Raw genomic sequence first — 24,491 nt, forward strand, 5'->3', positions numbered from 1 at the left:
ATATCCCCCGAGGCCGAGCCCATGAGCCGAGCACCTGGCGCCGACCAGTTCGTATTCCCCGATGGCTTCCTGTGGGGCGCCGCCACGGCCGCGCACCAGATCGAAGGCTCGCCGCTGGCCGACGGCGCCGGCCCAAGCATCTGGACCCGCTTCGCCCACACCCCGGGGATGATGCTCAACGGCGACACCGGCGATGTCGCGTGCGACCACTACAACCGCTGGCGCGACGACGTGAAGCTGATGCGCAAGCTCGGGCTGCAGGCGTACCGCTTCAGCGTGTCGTGGTCACGGATCCTGCCCGACGGCACCGGCCGGGTGAACCAGAAGGGCCTGGATTTCTATTCGAACCTGGTCGACGAGTTGCTCGCCAACGACATCGAGCCACTGCTGACCCTTTTCCATTGGGACCTGCCCGCCGCGCTCGATGACCGTGGCGGCTGGCTCAACCGCGAGATCGCCGACTGGTTCGCCGAGTACGCCTCGGTGATGTACCGCGCGCTCGACGGCCGGGTAAAGAAGTGGGTGACGCACAACGAGCCGTGGGTGGTCACCGATGGCGGCTACCTGCACGGCGCGCTGGCTCCGGGACATCGCAGCAAGTTCGAAGCGCCGATCGCCTCGCACAACCTGATGCGCGCGCACGGCGCGGCGGTCAAGGCGTACCGCGAGATCGGCAAGCACGAGATCGGCCTGGTGGTGAACATCGAGCCCAAGTACGCGGCCAGCGATTCGGCCGCGGACCAGGCGGCGGTGCGTCGCGCCCACGCCTACATGAACGAGCAGTACCTGCACCCCGCCCTGCTCGGCCACTACCCGCCCGAGCTCAAGGAGATCTTCGGCGAGGCCTGGCCGGACTGGCCGGCCGAGGATTTCGAGCTGATCAGGCAGCCGCTCGATTTCGTCGGCATCAACTACTACACCCGCAGCGTCACCCGGGACGCGCCCAGCTACCCGCTCAACACCGGCGTGGTCCGGCAGCCGCTGGGCACCTACACCGAGACCGGCTGGGAAGTCTTCCCGCAGGGCCTGACCGACCTGCTGCTGTGGTTCAAGCAGACCTACGGCGACATCCCGGTCTACATCACCGAAAACGGCGCGGCATTCTTCGACCCGCCCACCGCCGACGTCGATCCGGTGTCCGGCGAGCGCCGCGTACGCGACCCGTTGCGCATGGACTACCTGCGCAAGCACATCAGCGCCATCCATGACGCCATCCAGGCCGGCGTCGACATCCGCGGCTACATGCTGTGGTCGTTGATGGACAACCTGGAATGGTCACTGGGCTACTCCAAGCGCTTTGGCATGATCCACGTCAACTACGGCACGCAGGAGCGCACGCCCAAGGACAGCGCGCTGTGGTACTCGAAGGTGATCGCCACGCATGGGCGCAAGCTGGCCGAGCCATTGCCGTACTGACCACCGCATGCCCCGGCGGTTCAATACGGGTTGGAACGGTGGAGCGGCGCCGTCGCGCTGATTTCGTTTTCACCTGTCACGAGGCGAGCGCAGCCGTGGTAACCGCGAGACAACGTCCGTGGACTGCTTTACCCTGCCGGCAGCCCGGGCGCGCGCTGCGTCCGTCTGTCTGCGATCCGATCGTGCGGTGGTGATCCTTGAGTGTTTCCCAATCCCCGACAACCCCGGCAGCCGATGCCCTGCTCGCCGATATCGGCGGCACCAATGCCCGTTTCGCCCTGGCCCGCCAGGACAAGCGGACGCCGCTGTTGTTGGAGAGCGTGCTGGAGTTCGCGGTCGCCGATTTTCCGTCGCTGTCCGATGCCGCCCGCCACTACCTCGACAGCACCGGCGCGAATCCGCGCAGGGGCGTGTTCGCCGTGGCCGGCCGCGTCGATGGCGATGAGGCCCGCATCACCAACCATCCGTGGGTGATCTCGGCGGCGCGCACGCGCGACGCACTCGGCCTGGAGTCGGTGGAACTGGTCAACGATTTCGCCGCCCAGGCGATGGGCGCTTCCCTGCTCCAGGTGGAGGACGTCGTTGCACTGGGCGCTGCCGGCTGGAGCGGACACGACGAGGCCGACCGCACGTTCGCCGTGATCGGCGCAGGCACCGGACTCGGCGTGGGTGGCCTGCTGCGGCGCGACGGCCGCTACTACCCGCTGCAGACCGAAGGCGGCCACGTCAGCTTCGCGCCCAGCACGCCGGAAGAGATCGAGATCCTGCAGCACCTGTCGGGTGAGTTCGGCCGGGTGTCGAACGAGCGCCTGGTCAGCGGCATGGGGCTGGTGAACCTGCACCGGGCGCTCAGCGCCATCGCCGGCGAGGATCCGGGCCCGCTCAAGCCGGCCGACATCACCGCGCGTGCCCGCGAGGGCGATCCGCGCAGCCTGCGCACGATCGACATCTTCTGCGCCGTGTTCGGCGCCGCCGCCGGCGACCTGGTGCTGACTCTGGGTGCGTGGGACGGCGTGTTCCTGACCGGCGGCCTGGTCCCCAAGCTGCTGCCGTCGATTGCCCACTCCGGCTTCCGCCAACGCTTCGAGCACAAGGGCCGTTTCTCGGCGGTGATGGCGCGCATTCCGACGCTGGCGGTGATCCACCCGCAGCCCGGCCTGCTTGGCGCAGCGGCACTGGCGCAGCACACGCGCTCTTGAAGTCGGCCGTGCCAGTATCGGTGGATGGCCACCGATCGCTCGCACCAGACCACCGAAGCGAACCTGTCGCAACCGCCGCATGACCTTCACGTCCACGCCAACGAGGACGTCTGGACGTGGGCGGCCGCGGTTTCCATTGCGGCCGACCTGCGCCGGGACCTGACCTCGCACCCACGCGCCCGGCTGCTGCTGTCGGGCGGCGCCACGCCGGTGGCGGTCTATCGCGCACTGTCCAAGGCGCCGCTGGACTGGGACCGGGTCAATGTCGGCCTGGTGGACGAACGCTGGCTGCACCCGCAGGACCTCGACAGCAATGCCCATGCCGTGCGCACGCACCTGCTGCAGCACCAGGCCGCGGCCGCGCATTTCGAACCGATGACGCGTCCGGGCCGCACCATCGAGGAAGCCGTTGCCGGCGCCAATGCCTATGCCCGTTTCCAGGCCTGCGTGGCGGTGCTCGGAATGGGCGAAGACGGCCATGTCGCATCGCTCTTCCCGGGCATGGCCGACGCCGAACGGATATTGGCCAGCCGCCACGACTACGCCGCGGTCGATGCCAGCGGCTGTGCCGGCGCGCGCCGCTGGACGCGCCGCATCAGCCTGACGCCGCGGGGCCTGGCGCGCGTTCCCACGCGGGTGCTGTTGATCAAGGGCGCGCGCAAGCGCGATGTGTTCACCCAGGCGCTGGCCGATGGCAACCGCAACCGCTGGCCGGTGCTGACCGCGCTGGACAGCATCCACGGCATCGGCCTGCAGGTGCACTGGTGCGCGTGATCGCGCGCGAAGCTCAGCGCCTGCGCTCTTCGATCAGCGTCAAGGGAATGGCCTGCGCCTGCATTTCCCGATAGGCCGCCCGTTCGGATCTGCAGTACGCGCTGCCCATCGCGAACTTGCGGCAGACCCCGGGGCGCTGATCGTAGATGCTGCAGCACATGCGACTGTGGTCGACGGCGACGCACCAGCCCTCTTCGTCGCGCGCCATTACCTCAGGGCCGTCGGCAAGGCGTTCAACCATGTGCCTGGGCACGTCGTCCTCGGGCATCAGCACCACCGTCAGGCGACAGCACACTGCGTCGCAATGACTGCACGAGACTTCCGAGCGCTTCTCGCCCATCAGGCACGTCCCGCCGCGCACGGCGGAGATGGCGGCCGCGCGGCCACTGCAGGCAGGCAGAATTGCTGCCGGCCCACGACGACCGTGAGATTGGCGAAGCTCAAGCGCAAAGGGGGAACTCTCAGGAAGGCGCCGACCGGTGCGTGGCGGGCGATGTCGCATGGCGGGAGCGCAGCGGGCGACTGGAGAGCGGTCGAGCGGGACGCGAGGGGGCAACGAATTGCAGCGACATGGTACGCCCCTTCACGACCCCGCGCTTGAACGGACGCGCTTGAAAGGGAGGGGTCGATTCACGCGCAGACTTCGGCCAACAGCGCATACTGGGGCATACCCATATCGAGGCGGACCCCATGAAGCATCAGGTCGCGATCTTCCGCTTCACCCTCGGCAACGGGCAGAGCATCAGCCCGACGGCACTGCAGTCAATGTGGGTCAGGGCGTGCCAGTCGCCGGACGTGAGCGTGGGCCGCAAGGCTGGCGGTTATCCCGACAGCAACCGTCCGATCTATTCGCTGTACGCACAGCCCGGGCTCGAGGACCTGTCGCAGGTCGAGCGGCGGCTGCGCCATCTGTTCGACGAATCGGGACTGCGTGCATCGCTGGTGTCGATGCACGTGTAAGCCAGCCGCCAGGCCGGCCGCAGGTTCTCAGACCTGGGGCACTGCCCTGGCGCGCCCGGCTTCAAAACGCGGCGGCGCGCCAAACAGGCGCTTGTACTCGCGACTGAACTGCGAGGGGCTTTCGTAGCCCACGTGCCGCGCCGCGCTCATTGCCTCCATGCCGCCGGCCATCATCAGCCGGCGCGCTTCGTGCAGGCGCAGCTGCTTCTGGAACTGCAACGGCGACATCGTCGTGACCGCCTTGAACTGATGGTGGAACGACGACGTGCTCATGTGCACGCTGCTGGCCAGCTCGTCGATGCTCAACGGCTGCAGGTAGTGCTGCCGCAGCGCCGAGACCGCGCGGGCAATGCGACTGGAGCGGCCATCGGTGGCCGCGATCGCCCGCAGGCGATGGCCCAGGTCGCCCGTGAGAACGCGGTAGAGGATTTCGCGCTTCGCCATCGGCGCCAGCACCGGCAGGTCCTGCGGTGTGTCGAGCAGGCTCATCAGGCGCAGCACCGCATCCATCAGCGGCGTGTTGACGCGGGCGGCATACAGGCCCGGATCGACGCCTGCATGCGCCGCGGCGTTGTCGGCCGTGTCGGCGATCAGCGCGGCGACTTCTTCCGGATCGATGTCCAGGCGCAGGCACAGGTACGGATGCTCCGGGGTGGCCTCCACCACCTGCCCGAACACCGGCAGGGTCACCGACACGACCAGGTAGTTGAGCGGGTTGTAGTGGTAGGTCTGCCCGTCCAGCGTCGCGATCTTGCTGCCCTGGGCGACGATGCACAGGCGCGGCTCATAGACCGCCGGGGTGCAGGCCGTGGGGGCGCTGATCCGGACCAGGCTCAGCGGCGCGATCGCGGTGGCGTGGATGCCGTCGCCAGGCGTCGATCGGGCAATCCGGGCCGCCAGCTCGGTGAGCCTGGCGCAACCGGCGTGGTGGGGGACGCTTGTCATGGAAGCAATGAGATTCATGGTTTTCCCGTGTCCCAGCTTGACCGGGGGATTATCGGGGCATTGCGGGCGCATAATGTGCCGATCTGGTCGAATTGCAGGATCAGGCAACTTTCGAGCAGCAATGTACTACCGCTGGCGGGGCTTGAGCGCCTAACTTAATTGGAGGGTAAGCCTGCCCCCACCCCTGACCGGACGCGCGCGATGTGGATTGTCCAATACGCCCTGAGCCGCCGATACACGATCGGCGTGCTCGCAATCCTGATCCTGCTGTTCGGCACGCTGGCGGCGCGGCGGATGCCGACCGACATCCTGCCCGAGGTCGGCATTCCCTCGGTCAACCTGGTCTGGACCTATAACGGCCTGCCGGCGGCGGACATGGCCGCCAAGCTGACCTCGTTCTCCGAGGTCGCGATCATGAACACCGTGGACGACCTCAAGGAGGTGCGTTCAGAATCGCTGACCGGCGCCAGCATCGTGCGCATCGACTTCCAGCCCACAGTGAGCCTGGACCGTGCGCTGGGGCAGATCACCGCGGTATCGCAGACCATCCTGCGGCGCATGCCGCCCGGCACTTCGCCGCCGCTGGTGATCCGCAACAATGTCTCCAGCACGCCGGTGCTGATGCTGGTGCTGTCGTCGGACTCGCTGACCGAAGCCCAGCTCTACGACTACGCGCGCCTGCAACTGCGCTCGCAGATCCAGACCATTCCCGGCATCCGCATGTCGCTGCCCTACGGCGGCGCGGCGCGGCAGATCATGGTCGATCTCAACCCGGCGGCATTGCAGACCTACGGCCTGACGCCGTCGGACGTGACCACCGCGCTGGAACGCGGCAGCCCCACCCTGCCCTCCGGTTCGATCCGCGAGAACGCGCGCGAAATGCAGATCTCGCTCGACACCAGCCCGGCCAGCGCGGCCGAGTTCCTCGAGATCCCGGTGGCATCGCGCAACGGCACGGTCATCTACATCCGCGACGTCGCCTCGGTCCGCGATGGTGGCGCGCTGCAGACCAACGTCGCGCGCATGGACGGCTCCAGCGCGGTCGCGGTGGCGCTGATCAAGCTCGGCGGCGCCTCGGCGGTGGAGATCGTGCACGCGGTGCGCGAGCGCCTGCCCGAGATCGAAGCCTCCGCGCCGACCGGCACGCGCATCCGTCCGATCTTCGACCAGTCGGTGTTCGTCGACCACGCGATCGATTCGATCCGCCACGAAGTGCTGCTGGTAGGCCTGCTGGTCGCGCTGGTGGTGCTGGTGTTCATCGGCTCCTGGCGCTCGAGCCTGATCGTGCTGTCGGCGATCCCGCTTGCGCTGCTGGCATCGGTGGCGATGCTCAACCTGCTCGGCTACACCTTCAACGTGATGACGCTGGGCGGACTGGCGCTGGCGATCGGCATCCTGGTCGACAACGCCGTGGTCGACGTGGAGAACACCAACCGCAACATCGCCATGGGCAAGGACGTGCGTACCGCGATCCTCGACAGCGCCCGCGAAGTGGTGTTCCCGGAGATGGTATCGACCATCTCCATCTGCATCGTGCTCACCCCCATCCTGCTGATGACCGGCCTGTCGGCCTGGGTGTTCACGCCGCTGGCGCTGGCAGTGATCTTCGCGATGATGGCGTCCTTCCTGCTGTCGCGCACGCTGATCCCGGTGCTGTGCTACCTGATGCTGCCGGCCGACATCCGCAGCCGCAAGAACCCGCAATGGAAGGCCGAGCGCGCCCTCCTCAAGGTCAACCACAAGGTCGAACACACGCTCGATTCGCTGCGTGATCGCCACCACGCGCTGCTGGTCAGGCTGGGCCACCACGGCGGCGTGCTGGCGTTGTCGGCACTGGTGGTCATCGCCATCGGTGCGGTGTCGGCGGTGTCGCTGGGGCGCGAGTATTTCCCGCAGGTCGATGCCGGGCAGCTGCGCCTGCAGGTGCGCCTGCCCACGGGCACCCGCCTGGAAGAAACCGCCGCGCGCCTGACCGAGATCCAGCGCGAGATCCGCAAGATCATCCCGGCCTCCGAGCTGGAGACGGTCTACGAACAGATCGGCATGCCCGACGCGGTCAACCTGTCGCTGGTCGACAGCGCCGTGGTGGGTTCATTCGAAGCCGAAGTGATGCTGCAGCTGCGCACGCCGCATGCGTCCAGCCACGACTATCTGGTGCAGATCCGCCGCCGCATCGCCGAGCGCTTCCCCGACGCGAAAGTGTTCGAGCGGCCACCCGATGCAACCAGCCGCACGCTGGCCGGTTCGGCCGCGGCCGCATTCGAAGTGCGCGTGATCGGCCGCGACAGCACCGGCAACCTCGCCCTCGCCCGCGAGATCGAACAGCGCCTCAAGCAGGTTCAAGGGGCAGTGGACGTCGCCTTGCGCCAGGTGCTCGACCTGCCCGAGTACCAGGTGCGCATCGATCGCACCCGCGCCGCCCAGCTCGGTCTCGACGCGCAGCAGGCCAGCCGTGCCGTGCTGGCGGTGCTGGGTTCCTCGGGCACGGTCACCCCGGTCTACTGGACCGACACCGTCAACGCGATTGCCTACACCGTGCAGGTGCAGGCGCCGCCGGTGAACATGACCAGCATCGACGAACTGCTCAACGCCCCCGTGCGCATCGGCAGCGATGGCCAGGCGGTGCTGTTGCGCAACATCGCCACGGTCACCCCGCGCAGCGTTCCGGCGAGCCTGGCGCGCACCACGCTGGCACCGACCATCAGCGTGCTGGCCAATGTCGAAGGCACCGACCTGGGCTCCGTGCAGGATCGCCTCACTGCGATCACCAACGATCTGCAGGGCAAGCTCAAGCCCGGCAACCGCATCGAGATCGCCGGCCAGGCCGGTGAAATGAAGAGCGCCTACAGCGAGCTCGCTGCCGGATTGATGATGTCGGCGGCTCTCGTATTCCTGGTGCTGGTGGTGAATTTCCAGTCGTGGATCCAGCCGCTGGTGGCGATGTCGGGCCTGCCGCTGGCGATCGCCGGCGCGGCCTTCGGCCTGTTCGTCACCGGCACGCCGCTGAGCGTGCCGGCATTGATGGGCGTGATGATGGTGATCGGCGTATCCACCGCCAACAGCGTGCTGGTCACCAGCTTCGCCCGCGGCCTGGTCGCCGCCGGCCATGATCCGGAACTGGCCGCCTATGAATCTGCGGCCGTGCGCCTGCGGCCGGTGCTGATGACCGCCAGCGCGATGATCCTGGGCATCATCCCGATGGCCATCGGCCTGGGCGAAGGCGGCGAACAGAACGCACCGCTCGGCCGCGCGGTGATCGGCGGCCTGCTGTTCGGCACCCCGGCCACGCTGATCCTGGTGCCTTCCATTCTCGCGGTGCTGGGCCGGCGCATGCCGGCAGCGGCCCGCCATGCCGCCCTCCCCGACTCGCCCAGCGACACCAACAGCATCGACGGGGACGCCCCCGGTGCCGAAGCAGGAGCCACTCCATGATCCGTCTCAATCCCGTCGTGCGCAGCGCGATGGCCATGGCCGTCCTGACGGTGCTGACCGCCTGCGGAAACGGATCGGCTGAGCCGACGCCGGCGACCACCGTTCCGGAAGTGCTGACCGTGCGCGCCAGGGCCGCCGACGCCGCCTACGACCTGAGCCTGCCCGCGCGCGCCATGGCCGGCGAATCGGCGCAGATCTACGCCCGCGCCACCGGCTTCATCAGTGAGCGCCGCGCCGAGCTTGGCGACAAGGTCGAAGCCGGCCAGGTTCTCGCCGTGATCTCCGCCCCGGAAGCCGACCAGGCCGTACGCGAAGCGCAGGCCGACCTGGCACGCGCCCGCGCCGACGAAGTGCTGGCCAAGGTCAACTTCGACCGCGCCAATGTGCTGATCGGCTCCGGCGCCATCTCCAAGGAGCTCTACAGCGACCGCAAGGCCAACCACGACGTCGCCGTCGCCGCCGTTTCCGCGGCCGAGGCGCGCCTGACCTCCTCGCGCGAGCGCCAGGGCTTCCAGACCGTCCGCGCGCCGTTTGCCGGCGTGGTCGTCGCGCGCAACATCGAACGAGGCGACCGCGTGGTCGGAGATTCGACCACGGCCACACCGCTGTTCGAAGTCAGCGCGCTCGATCCGTTGCGCGTCGTGGTCGACGTGCCGCAGAACGTGGCGCTGCAGATCCAGCCTGGCGTGGAAGCCGACGTCGGGTTCCCGGAGTTGCCCGGGCAGACGTTCAAGGCGCAGGTGATGCGCAGCGCGCAGTCGTTGTCGCGCGACTCGGGTGTGATGCGCACGGAACTGCGCCTGCCCAATCCGGACAGCCGCATCCCCGCCGGCATGGTCGGCAGCGTCCGCATGCACCTGGCGCGACCGGCGCCGGCCACCGTGCTGCCGTTGTCGGCGATCATCCAGCGCGCCACCGGCGCGCAGGTGGCGACCCTGCGCGACTCCACGCTGGACTACCGCGACGTGACCCTGGGCCGCAACCTGGGCAACGAGATCGAGGTGTTGTCGGGCATCAATGCCGATGACGTCGTGGTGCTGGCGCCCAATGCCCTGCTGACGCCGGGCACGCGGGTGAAAGCGCGCGAGATGGCGACGGAAAAGGCGACGGAAAAGAAGTAACCGCCAGCGACGGGCCTTCGCGTCAGAACGTGACCTTCACCGAGTCCGCGCTGCGCTTTGCCTCGCCGTGGAAGACCGCCTCGATGTTGTTGCCGTCGGGATCGAGCACGAACGCAGCGTAGTAGCCCGGATGGTATTCGCGCTCGCCGGGCTTGCCGTTGTCCTTGCCGCCGCTGGCCAGGGCCGCCTTGTGGAACGCATCGACCGTCTCGCGGTCCTTCGCCTGGAACGCAAGGTGATGACGGCCCGTCAGCTTGCCCTGCGCCGCTTCGCTGTCCACGGTGGAGACGAACAGTTCGTCCGCCCAGAAATAGTCGGCGGCGGCCCCACCCATTGGCACGTCCAGCACGTCGAATACCGCGGTGTAGAACGCCTGGCTCGCGGGCAGATCACGCACCACCAGCTGGATGTGGTCGATCAGGCGACCGCGATGAAGTTCCATCGTTTCCATGTGCTCTCCTTGGGCACCCATGCAGGCGACCTAGATAGCGCAGCCACCGGCCTGACGTCGTCACGCGGCGTTGATGCCCGCCTCAGCGCGGCTGCGCGAGCCTGATATCGACCGTGGCGCCGGCGCGGTCGATGCGCAGCTCGCCGTCCTTCCACGTCGCCGGTCGTCCGTCGATGCGCGTGGCGCCAGGCGGCTGCGGGTACGGCCAGATCAGCACGACGCCACCCGGCGGCGGCGCAAGCCCCGGCGCGAGCCTGAAGACCACGCGGTCGCCGGACTGCCGGAGCGAGTAACCGAGCATTCCCATCGGCGTGCGCAGGTTTGCCACGCTGACACCCTCGCCCTGCAGCCAGTTGGCCGGTATGCCGGCAGCCACCACCAGCGCATCGTCGTCGCGGCTGTAGGCGAACATGTCCAGCGCCGAACGGACATAGTCCGAGGCGACCCAGGCGTGCGGCAGATCGCCAAGGAAGAAGGGTTTCCGCGGCGTGCGCGAGACCACTTCGGCCCACTGGTTCCAGGCGCGCGGTTGCTGGTCGGCAAAGAAGAAGTCCAGCGCCTCGTGCGCGCGCTCGCGCCATCCCAGGCGCACGAAGCTGCCGATCGTGCGCAGCTCGTAGGGTGTGTAGTCCTTCCATTCGCGGGTGCCGTCGCGGCGCGCGGCGAACTCGCGCCAGTAGCGCTCGAACGTGTTGTGCAGCTGGTCCTGCGGCAGGTTGGCCTGTTCGCCACCCGGAGCGAGCGCGATGGTGGTCGAGGTGGCGTCGAAGTCGCCCAGCTCGGCCGCGCCGGGCAGGAAGTCGATGCCGTGCTGCGAGGTTGCCGAGCGCAGCGATGCGTACAGGTCGCCGCGGAACTCGTCGCGCGCAGCGGCGAAGCGCGCGGCCTCCTCGTCGTGGCCGAGCCACTGCGCTATCTCCACCGCGTCCTTGTAGCCGCGCAGCGCCCAGAAGTTGTCCCAGTACGAGTGCATCGGCTTGGCCGAGTAGCCCTCGTGGCTGATCGAGGCCGGCATCATCCCGTAGAACGCCGGGTTGCGATCGCGATTGGCCTGCGTGCGCTCGCTCAGCCGCAGCTGGTCCATGTAGCGCACCGCGCCCTGCACATGTGGCCACATCGCTTCGAGCATGTCGCGATCGCGAGTGTAGCGGTAGACCTCGGCGACGGTGAAGATCAGTTCGCCATGGCTGTCGTTCTCCGGCACCGGATCGCTGCCGCGGTCGTCGACACAGCACGGCACCTTGCCGTTGTCGAACTGGTACGGCGCATACCAGCGCAGGAACTCCGTGGCCACGTCCTCGCGCCCCATGCGCAGCAGGCCTTCCCCGATCATCGCGCCGTCGCGGATCCAGGCCCGCGAGTACGAGCGCGTGCCTGGCTGCAGCCGTGGTCCGATCCGGCTGATCAGCATGTGCGCCAGCGCGGTACGCAGCGTGTCGACGACGCGCCGGCCCTGCTGCGGTACACGCAGCTGCACGCGGTCGAGCTTGTCGCGCCACTGCACGGCGGCGCGCTGCTGCATGGCCTGGGCGTCGGCGGCGGTCAGCGCCGGCGGCAGGTCTCCGGTGAGCGGCGCGATCCAGTCGAGCTGGAAGGATTCGCCTGGTGCGAGCCGTACGGCGTGGTTCATCGCGCCACTGGCCAGGCCGGTCGGGTCTTCGACCGAGACCGGTGGCGAAACGCTTGTCGCCGCATCTTCTGCATCGAACGCCGTGGCGTATGCGCTGCTCGCCGGGCGCGACAACCGCAACCGCGCACGTCCGTCGACGGTCACCCGGTCCGCGTCGAGCGCCAAGGCATGGATCTGGCTGACGCCGCCCACGGTGTTGAGGAATTGTGTTGGCGGATTGACCTGCAGCGGTCGCATCCGCAATGCCAGCACATAGTCCTGCGTCTTGTTCGACGTGTTGACCAGCCGATAGCGCCCAACCAGCTGCGACTGCGGCTGCGTGCCCTGGGCGAAGGCGGTGATGTCGAGGCTGAAATCGGTGTGCCGCCAATGCACGGTCGGAATCGGCAGGTAGCCGTCCTGCAACGATTGCGAGGTCTCGACTCCAGCCCAGTTGGCGACGCCACTGGCGGTGGTTACCTGCGGCTCGACGCTGAAGCCGCCCTTGCCGATCTCGATCGCACCGTCTTCTCCGATCAGCCCCTGCTCCAGGCCGCCGTCGATGCCGAGGATGGTCCAGTACGGCTGCTCGCCGCTGAAGCCCCGCGGCCAGGCGCCCCGGGGCGCCTGCGCGGCTACCGAGCGCACGAAGTCATTCGGGGTGGCGGCAAACGCGAGCGGCTGCACGGCGAACTCCGCCAGTGCGACCGTGGCCGTGGCCGCCTTCAGCGGAGTCAGTTGCAGATAGCGCGCCTCGGACTCGGGCAATGCCAGATAGTCGCTGCCGCCGTCGGCGCCGGTGACGTCGCGGGCCAGCCGCCAATGGCGGCCGTCATCGGACAGTTCGACGCGGTAGTCCGTGGCCGCCTGCCCGGGCAGCCAGCGCAGCACGACGCCGCCGAACTCGCGCATGCGCTGCAGGTCGAGCCGGAACTGCGGCGGACGCGCCGGGTCGAGCGCCGCACGCCACGCCGTGTCCAGTCTGCCGTCGACGGCTCGGGCAGCCAGCGCGTCGTCGTTCGTGGCGCTGGCCCACCCGAGCAACGGCGAATCGTCCTGTGGCGGCAAGGTCCGCAGCGTCAGCTGGTCGAAACAGACCGAGCCCCTGCCACCTGCGCTGTTGTAGATCGTGAACTCGATGCGCCGGCTGTGACGCAGCGCCGGGTCCGGCGCAGGCCCCCAGGCGCGGGTGATATGCCGGCGCTTGTACTGCACCGGCGTCCACGTCGAAGGAAACGCGTAACGCGTGCGATTGACCCACCACACGTTGTCGCCGCTGTCGTCGACCAGCTTGAACTGCAGATCGTTGGCGGGTGAATCGCCGCGCAGCTGGAACGAGAACGCGTAGTTGTCCGGGTAGTCCAACGGCAGTTCGCGGGTGATGCCCGCATAGCCGGACACGCCGTTGAAGTCGTAGTCCAGGCACAGCGCCTTGCCGGCCGTGCCTTCGACGCCGCGCAGCTTGCCGCTGACCTGGTCGCTGGTCACCACGGTCCAGGCGTCAGCCGATTGGAAACCGTCGAGCAGGCGGGGTGCATCCGTTGCCGATACCGCAGTCGGCAGGGCCGCCAGGACAGCGACGGCAACCGCGACCACCCACGCCCTCATCCCTTCACGCTCCCGACCAGCAGCCCCTGCAGGTAGTAGCGCTGCAACGCCAGGAACAGCACCAGCACCGGCAGCACCGTCACCACCGAGCCGGCCATCATCATCTCGTTGTCCTGCACGTGCTCGCGCGACAGCGTTGCCAGCGCGACCGGCAGCGTCTGCAGGTCCTTGTCGCTGAGCACGATCAGCGGCCACATGAAGTCGTTCCACGATGCCAGGAACACGAAGATCGCCAGCGTCACCAGGATCGGCTTGAGCACCGGCAGCACGATCTGGAAGAAGATCCGCACCTCGCCGGCCCCGTCGATCCGCGCCGCCTCCAGCAGCTCATCGGGGATCGACCGCGCGTACTGGCGCACCAGGAAGATGCCGAACACGGTAGCCATGCCCGGCACGATCGCACCGGCGTAGCTGTTGACCAGACCCAGCTGCTTGAGCATCAGGAAAAGCGGCATCATCGTCACCTGCGCCGGGATCACCAGCGCCGCCAGCAGCACCCGGAAGATCCGCTCGCGGCCGGCAAAGCGCAGCTTGGCGAATGCGTAACCGGCCATGGTATTGAGCAGCACGCCGATCAGCGTGGCCAGCGTGGCGATCAGGAAACTGTTGAGCAGGTAGCGGCCCATGCCCGCGCGTGCGAACAGTTCGTGGTAGTTGTGCAGCGTCGCGCTGGCCGGCAGCAGCGGCGGCGGAAACTGGCTGGCCTCGCCCGCCTGCATGAACGACACCGACAGCATCCACAGCAGCGGCGCCACCGCGATCACGCCCAGGGCGATCAGCAGGCCGTTGATGATGGCTTTGGCCAGGCGCGGGGTCATGGGCGTGGCCTGCTCACTCGGCACCCTTGCGCCGCGCAAACCAGAACATCGCGCTCGTCACCGCCGTCATCAGCGCGAACAGCATGAACGCCACCGCCGACGCATTGCCCAGGTTCCACCACTTGAAGCCCTCGTCGTACATCAGGTACAGCACGCTGACCGTGCTTTGCAGCGGCCCGCCCTGGGTCATGACGTAGGGCTCGGCGAACAGCTGGAAGTACCCGGACAGGGTCAGGATCGACACCAGCAGCAGCACCGGGCCGAGCATTGGCAGGGTCACGTGGCGGAACTGCCGCGCCGTCGACGCACCGTCGATGCGCGCCGCCTCGTACAGGTCCTCGGGAATCGACTGCAGGCCGGCGAGGAAGATGATCATGTTGTAGCCGAAGTTCTTCCACACGGCGAACAGGATGATCGTCGGCATCGCCCACTTCGGGTCGCCGAGCCAGTCGACCGCATCGATGCCGACCCACGACAGCACCCAGTTCACCAGCCCGTAGCCGGTATGGAACAGGTAGCGCCAGATGACCGCCATTGCCACCACCGTCGTCACCACCGGTGCGAAGTACGCGGTGCGGAACAACGGCTTGAACCGGGCCATGCGCGAATGCAGCAGCAACGCGGCCGCCAGCGACACCGCGATCGACAGCGGCACGCCGACCACGACGAAGTACAGCGTGTTGCCCAGGGCCTTCCAGAACAGCGGGTTCTGCAGCAGTCCCAGATAGTTGCCCAGGCCGACAAAGCGCAGGTTGGCGATATCGGACAGGGAGTAGATGTCGAAGTCGGTCAGGCTGAGAACGAACGCCGCCAGCACCGGCAGGCCGAAGAACACGCCGATCACCACCAGTGCCGGCCCGGCAAAGACCCAGCCCGCAGTGCCGGCGCGCATCATGGTGCGGCTCCGACGGTGTGGTGATCGAGCATCCAGCGGCGCTTCTCCAGGATTGCATCAGCGCGACGATCGAGCTCGGCAGCCGCCTCGTCCACGCTGACACGGCCATTGGCCAGCTGCTCGCCGACCAGTTTGATCTCGTTGGCGATGCGCTCCCACTCCGGCACCTTCGGCGCCGGTCGAGCACGTTCGAGCTGGTCGCGGAAGGCGCGCGCATACACGTCGTTGGCCAGCGACGCCGCATTCCAGGCGCTGCGCCGTGGCGGCAGGTTGCCGGTCAGGGCGTGGAAACGCACCTGCACATCCGGTTCCGACAGGTAGGCGATCAGTCTCCACGACGCATCGGCATGGGGCGACTTGCGGAACACCACGAAGCTGGCGCCGCCGGCGACCGAGGCGCCCGGCCCGTTCTCGCCCGGCAACGGCATCGTCATCCAGGTCGACTGCAACTGCGGCGGCAAGCGGTTACGGAACTCGGCGATGTTCCAGGGGCCATTGACGTAGAAGCTGAAGTAGCCGCGACCGAACTCGTTCCAGACGTTGGCGATCTGGGTATTGCTGGCCACCGGCGCCCAATGGTTGGTGAAGACTTCACGGTAGAAAGTCAGCGCCCGCTTGAACCCGGGGCTGCGGAAATTGCCATAGCGGCCATTGTCGCGCAGCAGCGGCTCGGGCGACTGGATGCCCAGGTTCAGCAGCGGCTCGGCCTCGTTGAGCGGGAACAGCGCCGCGTAGCGGTTCGGGCCGACCTCGCGCTTGATCGCGGCCATCGCAACTTTCCATTCCGCCCAGGTGCGCGGCGGCCGGGCGATGCCGGCCTCGGCGAGCAGGTCGCGGCGGTAGAACGGCAGGCGCGTTTCGACGTACCAGGGCACGGCGTAGACGGTGGCGCCGATCACGCCGGTGTCCCAAGCGCCCTGGAAATAGTCCGTCACCTGCAGCGTCGGCGTCGCGGCCAGGCGGGCGTCCAGCGGCGCCAGTGCATCGAGCAGAGAGAACTCCGACACCCAGGTGTTGCCGATCGCACCGACATCGGGCAGCGCATCGCCGGCGAACGCCGTCAGCAGTTTCTCGTGCGCGGAAATGATAGGAAGCTGCTGCAGTTCGACGCGGATGCCGGGGTTGCGCCGCTCGAACTCCGGAATCAGCTGCGCGACCACTTCGCCTTCGTAACCCATCGCCCAGAAGCGCACCACTTCGCGCCGGTCATTGTCGCGCTTGCACGACGACAGCAACGCGACGCCGGCAATAGCCGCCAGCGCGGCGATCGTTCGCAGCGTTGCGCGCATTCCCGGTCGCCCGAACGCGGTCACGGCATGCTCACTGCTGCTTGGCCGGCTTGGGCGCTGCTTCCGGCTTGGCCGCCGGCTGCGCGTCGTTCGCCTGCGCCGCGCGCGATTCGGCCTCGCCCAGCGCACGCGCCGTCGCCGCATCCGTTCCGGCCTTGGTCGGCGGCAGCGGCTGCGTGCTGACGGTGTCGCCCTGCGGCTCCAGCCATCCGCCCTTGAAGCCGGCCCTTTCCAGCCCGGCGCGGATGTAGGGGTTGCGTTTCATGACGTTCCAGACGAACTCGTTGCGGTAGTTGGCGATCATCGCAAGGATCGGGCCCTGGTCGATGCCAATGTAGTCGCTGGCCACCCAACCCTTGTCCGGCACCAGCCGCCCGGTCTTGAGCGGGATGTCGTAGCCGAAGCTGGGATTGAACGAGTCGAGGAAGCCATAGCTCGAATAGAGATAGTCGCCGTAGCGCTCGTGCAGCGCCACCGTGGTCGGGATCACGATTTCCGGGGCGAACGGCAGCGAACCGATCACCGCCGTCGGCGCCAGCGTGCCGTCGTCGAAGGTGTCGCGCAGGCCGGCGCCGCGCGCGGAGTAATGGCGGAACTGGCGCTGCTCGCCGCGATACTCCTGCAGGGTCTGCTGCGGGCCGTCGCTGGCGGTCAGGCCCCAGGTCTCGTGGCCGTAGTCCTCCCACTTCATCGGATTGGCGATAGCGTAGGCGCGCTGGGCGTAGGCGGCGCGGCGGCTGTTCTCGAAGTAGTCGATGCCGCGCTCGCGCGTGTAATCGTCCTGGATGCCGCGGAAATCGATCCAGACGTGGCTGTACTGGTGGCCGAACATCGGCCCGAACGCGAGGAACTCCTCGCCCTGGTAGACGCCCCAGACGTCGTTGTAGGTGCGCGTCCACACCGTCCAGGCATCGGCATCGACCGGATGGGTCGGCGACGCCAGCGCCAGCACGTACAGCATCATCGCTTCGTTGTAGCCGGTCCAGTCGTGCTTGATGAAGCCGCTCTCGGGGAACCAGCCCATCGAGATCAGCGGCTTGTTCTGCTGCAGCCAGGTCCAGTCGACGCGGCGGTAGAGCTGGTCGGCGAGCTCGCGGATCTGCTTCTCGCGCGCGTCGTCGCGGTCGTAGTAACTCTGCGCGAACAGAACGCCCATCATCAGCAGCGCGGTGTCGACGCTGGAGAGCTCCACCCAGCTCTGGTAGCGGTGGCCGGTGTCCATGTCGAGGAAGTGGTAGTAGAAGCCCTGGTAGGCGCCCTTGCCGGTGTCCTGCGGGCCGGACTGCATGTCGTGGAAGAACTTCAGCGTGGTCAGCGTGCGATCCACCGCCTGGTTGCGATTGATCCAGCCGTTCTCCACGCCAATGGGATAGGCCGTCAGCGCGAAGCCGACCGAAGCGATGCTGGCGAACGGCCGCGACGGGTAGCGGTCCGGGGTGAGGCCGTTTTTCTCGTTGGTGGTATCCCAGAAGAACTGGAACGTGCGCTTCTCGATGTCCCCGAACAGTGGCGGCAGCTCAAGCTTGGTTGGCTTGAGCGGCTCCACTTCCACCGGCGGCGCCGAGGCCACCGGGTAGGTCTGGGAGGCTGGCGTAGTGTCCTTCCCGCACCCTGCGAGGAAAACCAGCAGGGCCAGTGCCAGTACCGGCTTCCATTTGTGTTGCATCACGTTGCCAATGGTCGAAAAAAGGTGAATCCGATCCCGCGGGGGCCGACGGACGCCGGCGCCGGCCGCGGGGACTACCAGGACAGTCCTACCAGGACAGGCCGAACGACAGTTTGAACGAGCGCGTGGGCAGCGTGATCTCGTCGGTATGGTCGCCATACACGGGGTTGATGGTTCCGTCGACGCCCTTGAAGTTCTGGAACGCCGACCAGTTCTGCGCGTTGGTGATGTTGAAGATGTCACCCCTGACCATGTACTTCAAGCCGGCCCCGGTATCGAACTCCTTCTGCACCGCGATGTCCCACTGGTAGAAGTTGGCATCGGCGAAGTACACCGAATCGACACGGCCGAAGGAACAGTTGTCCATGGTCGGGTCCGGAGTCGGCGTCGTGCAATCGAGCGTGTCCTTGGCCACCGAGCTGCTGTAGGTGATCTTGGTGGAGAACGTGAATCCCCAGCGCTGGTAGATGCCGGTACCGACGAAACGGTGCTTGGGCACGCCAACCGACGCGACCCACGGGTGGTCACGCAGGCTCTCGTAGTCGAAGACGTAATGCTCGTCGGTGTTGGCGGCGTTGGCGCGGTTCTCCTCGCCATCGGAATAGGTGTAGGCCAGCGTGACGCCCCACGGCGACTCGTGGGTGAGGGGCTTCTCGGCCCATAGCAGCAACTGGTTGAGGTCCGTCTCCACGCCATTGTCGGCCTTGATCAGCGTGCCGAATCCCGGGATCGGCTCGCCGAAGGGCGCTCCGCCGAAGGTCCGGCCGGGCCCGTAGAACGTGCCGTCGTCGTAGCGGTTGCCCAGCGTGAAGATGATGCCGTCGTGGCTTTCGATGTGGACGATGGTCGCCGAGGTATTCCAGTCGACGTTGCCGAAGGTCAGCGTGTTGCGCATGCCGAGGCTGAACTGATCGGAATACGGGACCTTGAGGTCGTTGTTGATCATGTTCACCTCCGCGCCCCGGTCGGGGTCGGCGGCAACCAGGGCGTACAACTCCTGCTGGTTGAGGAAGCGGGGATCCCAGTTGAAGCAGTTGACGTTGTCGACCGTACAAGCGTTGCCCGGGGTGTTGAACAGCAGCGTGTAGGACGGGAACGTGCTCTTGGACTGCTCCAGCGCGAGGTAGTCGAACAGGTTGCGGTCGTAAGCGCGCCCGGCGCCGCCGAAGATCACGTGGCGCTGGTCGGCAAACAGGTCATAGGAGAAGCCAACGCGGGGCTGCCAGGCATCCTTGAACGCATCGCGGTTGTTGCCGGTGCTGATGTAGTCCTCGATGTCGTAGCCCACGCCCGGTTGATGGATGTTGCTCCAGCCACGCAGCGCCGTGACCAGCTCCGGTGGCGTCACGTAATCCTCGTAGCTTGGCGTCTTCTCGTAGTCGTAGCGCAGGCCGAGGTTGATGATCAGCTTGTCGTTGATCTCCCAGTCGTCCTGGAAATAGATGCCGTACTGCTTGTTGCTTGAAGTGATGTCGCGGTCGCCGACGCCCGGCAACGGCGCGCCGAAGCGCACCTGGTAGGGCTGGAAGGTTGCCAGCGACGAGTTGCCCAGGAAGAAGACGTTGGCCGGATAGTTGATCGAGTACTGCGCGTTGATCGGCTGCTGCTCGAACGAATTGATGTCGACCGACTTGTACTTGAAGCCCGCCTTGAAGGTGTGCCCGTCCAGGCCGGTATAGGTCAGGTCATCCTGGAAGCCCCAGCCGTCCTGGCCCTTGTCCTGGAAATCCTGGCCACCGCCGACGTTGAGCACGGTGCCGCGCTGCGAGTTCTGGATGATGTAGCCCGGCGCCAGCACGATCGCGCGCGGATTGAACTCCTCCTCCTCATGCGTGATGTGCATGTCGTTGAGCCAGTCGGCATTGCTCCACTGGTAACGCAGGTCGATGCGGGTGCTGTCGTTGTTGTTGGTCTTGCCGTAGCTGTTGGTGTTGAGGCCACCCAGGTCGGTGATCTCCGACTCCTTGCGGTCCTTTGCGCTGAGCTCGACCAGGTTGTTGTCGTTGACCTGCCAGGTCAGCTTTCCGAACCACAGGTCCTCGTTGAACGGCTCGGACGTCGGACCGGTCAGCGCCAGCAGTTCCGGCGTCAGGGTGAATCCGGGGTCGAGCGAGCCGGGCGCGATGGTGTCGGGTGTCTCGAACTCCTTGCCTTCGTAGGTCACGAAGAAGAACAGGCGGTCGCGGATGATCGGACCTCCGAAGGCCGCGCCGTACTGGTCCTCACCCGACGGGCTCTTGCCGGTGCCGGCGCGCTCCTCGGCCGGCGTCTGTTCGCGCCATTCGGGGATATTGGCCCGGTCCCAGAAGAAGTTGCCGTGGAAGTCGTTGGTGCCCGACTTGGTCACCGCAGTCACCGCGGCACTGCTGATCTGGTCGTACTCGGCCTTGTAGTTGGACGTGATGACCTTGTACTCGCCGATCGCCAGCTGCGGGAACGGGTTGCCCTTGCTCTGGTCCTGGCCGCCGATGCCGCCCTTGAGCACGTAGTTCTTCTGGCCGACGCCGTCGATGAACACGTTGATGCCATTGGAACTTTGCGCGCCGCTGCGCAGCTGGGTCGTGCCGTTGCCGCGGCGGTCGAAGATCATGCCCGGCACGATGTCGGCGAAGGCAAGGAAGTTGCGCGAGGCCTGCGGCAACGATTCGATCTGCACCTGCGAAACGTAGGTCGCGACTTCGGGTGTCTTGGTCTCGACCATGGCCGATGCCGTCACGGTGACGGTGTCGACGGTCGTTGCGGGCCCACCCGTGGCCGTCTCCGCGACGCCGCCGGCGGCGAGGTTCAGCGTGGCCACCTGCCCCACCTGGACCACGATCGTGCGCGACACCGTCTGCCCGTTGGCGACCGCATCGATGCGGTACGTGCCGGGCGGCAGGCCACCGATGTTGTAGCTGCCGTTGCTGGCCTGGACCTTGCGCGTCAGACCGGTGGCGGTGTTGGTGGCGGTGACTTCGGCTTGGCCAGCAGGCGCGGAATCCACCGTGACCTGACCGCGGACGGTGGCGGCGGTGCTCTGCGCCAGGGCTGCAGGCGCCGACACGGCCAGGCAACTGGCGAGCGCACAGGCCAGCAGGCGCGGCATCGGTACACGGCGAACGTTCGCTTCAAGCTTCATATGCTTTCCCTCTCAAAAAGCATGGAATCGTTGCTTTGCGTGAATTCGTTGCAGGCCGTGAGTCAGATGTTGGCCAGGCTCGACTCCCGCACGATCAGTTCCGTAGGCAACGCCACCGGCGTCGAATCGGCAACCGTCTCGCCGGCCACGCGCGCCATCAGTTCACGTGCGGCGCGCGCGCCCAGTTCAGCGATGTTGACCCGCATCGTGGTCAGGGTCGGGTGCACGTAGCGTGCAAGCGGAATGTCGTCGAAGCCGGCCAGGGCGATGTCCTGCGGCACGCGAACGCCGGCCTGGGCGAACGCGAACAGGCAGCCCAACGCCATCATGTCGTTGGCGGCGAAGACCGCATCGGGGCGTTGCGCGGCGGCCAGCAGTTCGCGACCGGCACGGTGCCCGGACGCCTCGTCGAATCCGCCCTGCAGCACCCACGGCTGCGCATCGGGCAGCAGTCGCGCCAGCGCATCACGGTAGCCGCGCAATCGCTCGTGCGCGTCGAAGTTGTCCTGCGGGCCGGCGATGAAGGCGATGCGTCGATGGCCGCGGTCGGCCAGGTGGCGAACCATCGCCAACGCGCCGCCGTGGTTGTCGACGCCGATCACCGCCGTTCCGTCGAGGCCGGCCTGGCTGTTGATCAGCACCGCCGGCAGTGACGGTTCCAGGTGTTCACTCAGGATCGTCGGCGCGGCGACGTAGGGCGACATCACCAGCAGGCCGTCGACCCGGCCGCGCATGGCGCGCAGGGCGGCGCCCTGCTCGTCCGGATTGCCGTGGTAGCTCGACACCAGCAGGTGCAGCCGCGCCGCGCGCGCCACCTGGTCGATGCCGCGCATCAGCTCCGAGAAGAATTCGCCGTGCAGGTCCGGCAGGACCACGCCCAAGGTCTGGGTGCGGCGGCTGCTGAGGCTGCGGGCGGCGGCATGCGGCGTGTAGCGCAGCTCGTTGGCCGCGGCCAGTACCCGGTTGCGAACCTCCTCGGCGACGTTGCCGTGGCCGTTGAGCGCCCGGGACACGGTGGCCACCGATACCTGGGCCACGCGTGCGACATCTTTGATGGTTACGCTCGCCAAGATTCATGGCTCCGCGATTGATGCGGGGCCGACTGTAAACGTTTACAAGCGCAAGTGTAAAGCGATTGTTATGCAACCTGTGACATTGCCTAAGAAGACCGTCCCAGAAGGCTTTGCGTGCTCGATAAAATGCTGCGCCGCGGCATGCACCAACGCGTGCCAGGACGGGTCAGGCCGCCTCTTCCGGCGTCCTGGCGCGGATCGCCAGGGCGTGGATGTCGGTCTCCATCAGGCCGCCCATTGCCGCGTACACCGCCCGGTGGCGGGCGATCGGGCTCAACCCGGCGAAGGCCTGGCTGACGATGTCGACACTGAAATGTCCGCGGCCGTCGGCTGCCCCGACGTGGCCGGCATGGCGATGGCTGTCGTCGGCGACCTCCAGCGACAGGGGCGACAGCGCCGCCTCCAGGGCGGCGCGGATGGCCGCGACCCGCTGCTCGCGGGGCAGCGCGGCGATGGTCACGGCAGCACCTTGCGGAACGGTCGCACCTCGACCCGCTGATAGACGCCGGCGGCGACATAGGGGTCGGCATCGGCCCAGGCGCGGGCGGCCACCAGCGATTCGAACTCGGCGATGACGACGCTGCCGCTGAATCCGGCCGGACCCGGGTCCTCGGCGTCGATGGCCGGGCATGGCCCGGCCAGCAGCAGCCGGCCCTGGTCACGCAGCGCGGTCAGCCGCGCCAGATGCTCCGGCCGGGCCTGCAGGCGCTGGGCGAGCACTTCGGAACCGTCATATCCTTCAATCACGTACCACATGGGTCGGCCGTCCTGATCTGGTCTGCATGAATTGTAGCCACTGCCGGCCTCCGGGCCGCTGGACACGGCCAAAGCGAGGCCGTACCCTAGCTTCCACAGCCCAAGGCCGGATGCAGCGGCCGTCGCGACTGGCTCCCCACACCGTCGCCACGCTCGCACCCACAGTGGTGCGCCGCTGCCCCCAACGGCCTGCGCCCGTACCCTAAACGTCTTTCGCCGCCACGCCCCCGCTTGGTGCGCAGGTCGTAGCCGTTCGGGCTCAGCACCGACTTCAAGCAGTCCGTTGCACCCATTGGTGGCCTCATCAGGCCGCCAGCACCGAAGCGATAGCAGTGCCCACGGCCCGGAGGGGCCGGTTCCGAATGACCGAAGAACGCGCAGCCGACGCGAGCGACCCGCAGATCGTGGTCGCCCAGTCCCAGGCTCCCACGCACCCGCAGCAGCAGGAAATGCCGCTGGCGGTGGTGCATGGCCAGCCGGTGCTGCAGATCCCGCAGGACCTGTACATCCCGCCGGACGCCCTGGAGATCATCCTGGACGCGTTCGAAGGACCGCTCGACCTGCTGCTGTACCTGATCCGCCGGCAGAACCTGGACATCCTCGACATACCCGTGGCGGACATCACCCGCCAGTACGTCGCCTACATCCAGGCCATGCACGAGATGCGCTTCGAGCTGGCCGCCGATTACCTGGTCATGGCCGCGATGCTGGCCGAGATCAAGTCGCGCATGCTGCTGCCGCGCGCGGTCGCCGAGGAAGGCGAGGAGGACGACCCGCGCGCCGACCTGGTGCGCAGGCTGCAGGAGTACGAACGCTTCAAGAAGGCCGCCGAAGACATCGACTCCCTGCCCCGTCAGGATCGCGACACGGCGCCGGTGCAGGCCTTCGTGCCCGACCGCGCCTCGGTCCGCCTGCCGCCGCCGGTGGAGCTCAAGGAGATGCTGCTGGCGCTGCACGACGTGTTCAAGCGCGCCGAGCTGTTCACCCAGCACGCGATCAGGCGCGATGCACTCAGTGTCCGCCAGCGCATGGGCGAACTGCTGGAACGACTCAAGGACGGCAGCTTCTACCGCTTCGAGTCGCTGTTCACCGCCGAGGAAGGAAAGCTCGGCGTGGTGGTGACCTTCCTGGGCCTGCTGACGCTGGCCAAGGAGCAACTGGTCGAGATCGTGCAGGACGCGCCGTTCGCACCGATCTACGTCAAGTCGCTGGCGCTGCTGAAGGACGGGGAAGAGATCGAGTTGAGCAGCGAGTTCGACGAACCGGCTGCGAACGACGATTGACGTCCGGGTTTGAGGTTTTGATCGTCATCCCCGCGAAGGCGGGGACCCAGCGCCTTCGAGCGGTGGCAAGCAAAGACA

General features: G+C 67.3%; 19 protein-coding genes. 7 read left to right on the top strand and 12 right to left on the bottom strand.

The features are described 5' to 3' along the window. The first annotated feature begins 21 nt into the window (after positions 1-21). The 3 genes from AB4Y64_RS01330 (at position 22) to pgl (ending at position 3,389) form a co-directional block, all read left to right on the top strand. Positions 22-1,416 carry a GH1 family beta-glucosidase gene (locus tag AB4Y64_RS01330; RefSeq protein ID WP_441814659.1) on the top strand — a complete coding sequence of 465 codons (1,395 nt, stop codon included), beginning with the start codon at positions 22-24 and terminating at the stop codon, positions 1,414-1,416. A gap of 197 nt (positions 1,417-1,613) precedes the next feature. Then, the gene (glk, locus tag AB4Y64_RS01335) at positions 1,614-2,615 is read left to right on the top strand and encodes a glucokinase (RefSeq protein ID WP_441814660.1); all 1,002 of its coding nucleotides are present in this window, start codon (positions 1,614-1,616) and stop codon (positions 2,613-2,615) included. A 24-nt stretch (positions 2,616-2,639) separates the two neighbouring features. After that, on the top strand, positions 2,640-3,389 hold the full coding sequence (pgl, locus tag AB4Y64_RS01340; protein WP_441814661.1) for a 6-phosphogluconolactonase: 750 nt from the start codon (positions 2,640-2,642) through the stop codon (positions 3,387-3,389). 13 nt (positions 3,390-3,402) lie between these two features. On the opposite strand, the gene AB4Y64_RS01345 is transcribed toward pgl, so the two are convergent. Continuing rightward, a complete protein-coding gene (locus AB4Y64_RS01345; RefSeq protein ID WP_441814662.1) occupies positions 3,403-3,729 on the bottom strand; it encodes a YkgJ family cysteine cluster protein in 327 nt (108 codons plus the stop codon). Between the two features lie 350 nt (positions 3,730-4,079). On the opposite strand from AB4Y64_RS01345, the gene AB4Y64_RS01350 reads away from it, so the two are divergent. Then, positions 4,080-4,349 (top strand): hypothetical protein, encoded by a 270-nt coding sequence (locus AB4Y64_RS01350; RefSeq protein ID WP_441814663.1) that lies wholly within the window; start codon positions 4,080-4,082, stop codon positions 4,347-4,349. Between the two features lie 27 nt (positions 4,350-4,376). Here AB4Y64_RS01350 and AB4Y64_RS01355 read toward each other — a convergent pair whose 3' ends face one another. Further along, positions 4,377-5,294, bottom strand: a complete 918-nt coding sequence (locus AB4Y64_RS01355) for an AraC family transcriptional regulator (protein ID WP_441814664.1) — start codon at positions 5,292-5,294, stop codon at positions 4,377-4,379. Positions 5,295-5,495: 201 nt separating this feature from the next. Here AB4Y64_RS01355 and AB4Y64_RS01360 point away from each other — a divergent pair, with 201 nt between their 5' ends. Together AB4Y64_RS01360 and AB4Y64_RS01365 are read left to right on the top strand one after the other, a co-directional pair. After that, positions 5,496-8,726, top strand: coding sequence for an efflux RND transporter permease subunit (locus AB4Y64_RS01360; RefSeq protein ID WP_441814665.1), 3,231 nt, complete (start codon positions 5,496-5,498; stop codon positions 8,724-8,726). Further along, entirely contained in the window at positions 8,723-9,847 is a 1,125-nt protein-coding gene (locus AB4Y64_RS01365; protein WP_441814666.1) for an efflux RND transporter periplasmic adaptor subunit, read from the top strand. The genes AB4Y64_RS01360 and AB4Y64_RS01365 overlap by 4 nt, the downstream gene beginning before the upstream one ends. Positions 9,848-9,869: 22 nt before the next feature. On the opposite strand, the gene AB4Y64_RS01370 is transcribed toward AB4Y64_RS01365, so the two are convergent. The 10 genes from AB4Y64_RS01370 to AB4Y64_RS01415 form a co-directional block, all read right to left on the bottom strand. Then, a complete protein-coding gene (locus AB4Y64_RS01370; protein WP_441814667.1) occupies positions 9,870-10,298 on the bottom strand; it encodes a VOC family protein in 429 nt (142 codons plus the stop codon). Between the two features lie 82 nt (positions 10,299-10,380). Continuing rightward, complete coding sequence (locus tag AB4Y64_RS01375; protein WP_441815202.1) at positions 10,381-13,479, bottom strand: discoidin domain-containing protein; 3,099 nt, start codon at positions 13,477-13,479, stop codon at positions 10,381-10,383. Between the two features lie 32 nt (positions 13,480-13,511). Then, positions 13,512-14,333 carry a carbohydrate ABC transporter permease gene (locus tag AB4Y64_RS01380; RefSeq protein ID WP_441814668.1) on the bottom strand — a complete coding sequence of 274 codons (822 nt, stop codon included), beginning with the start codon at positions 14,331-14,333 and terminating at the stop codon, positions 13,512-13,514. Positions 14,334-14,346: 13 nt separating this feature from the next. Then, a complete protein-coding gene (locus tag AB4Y64_RS01385) occupies positions 14,347-15,228 on the bottom strand; it encodes a carbohydrate ABC transporter permease (RefSeq protein WP_441814669.1) in 882 nt (293 codons plus the stop codon). Then, positions 15,225-16,517, bottom strand: a complete 1,293-nt coding sequence (locus AB4Y64_RS01390; RefSeq protein WP_441814670.1) for a sugar ABC transporter substrate-binding protein — start codon at positions 16,515-16,517, stop codon at positions 15,225-15,227. The genes AB4Y64_RS01385 and AB4Y64_RS01390 overlap by 4 nt, the downstream gene beginning before the upstream one ends. Positions 16,518-16,548: 31 nt before the next feature. Continuing rightward, positions 16,549-18,183 (bottom strand): glucoamylase family protein, encoded by a 1,635-nt coding sequence (locus tag AB4Y64_RS01395; RefSeq protein ID WP_441814671.1) that lies wholly within the window; start codon positions 18,181-18,183, stop codon positions 16,549-16,551. Positions 18,184-18,271: 88 nt separating this feature from the next. Then, a complete protein-coding gene (locus AB4Y64_RS01400; protein ID WP_441814672.1) occupies positions 18,272-21,301 on the bottom strand; it encodes a TonB-dependent receptor domain-containing protein in 3,030 nt (1,009 codons plus the stop codon). Between the two features lie 62 nt (positions 21,302-21,363). Further along, positions 21,364-22,371, bottom strand: a complete 1,008-nt coding sequence (locus AB4Y64_RS01405) for a LacI family DNA-binding transcriptional regulator (protein WP_441814673.1) — start codon at positions 22,369-22,371, stop codon at positions 21,364-21,366. 169 nt (positions 22,372-22,540) lie between these two features. Then, entirely contained in the window at positions 22,541-22,828 is a 288-nt protein-coding gene (locus tag AB4Y64_RS01410) for a BolA family protein (protein WP_441815203.1), read from the bottom strand. Between the two features lie 2 nt (positions 22,829-22,830). Further along, entirely contained in the window at positions 22,831-23,130 is a 300-nt protein-coding gene (locus AB4Y64_RS01415; RefSeq protein WP_441814674.1) for a YciI family protein, read from the bottom strand. Between the two features lie 362 nt (positions 23,131-23,492). On the opposite strand from AB4Y64_RS01415, the gene AB4Y64_RS01420 reads away from it, so the two are divergent. Next, positions 23,493-24,413: a segregation and condensation protein A gene (locus tag AB4Y64_RS01420; RefSeq protein ID WP_441814675.1), complete on the top strand. Its 921-nt coding sequence runs from the start codon at positions 23,493-23,495 to the stop codon at positions 24,411-24,413. Positions 24,414-24,491: the final 78 nt, after the last annotated feature.

The organism is Lysobacter sp. TAF61 (assembly GCF_052113485.1).
In the GTDB taxonomy this organism is placed as follows: domain Bacteria; phylum Pseudomonadota; class Gammaproteobacteria; order Xanthomonadales; family Xanthomonadaceae; genus Lysobacter_J.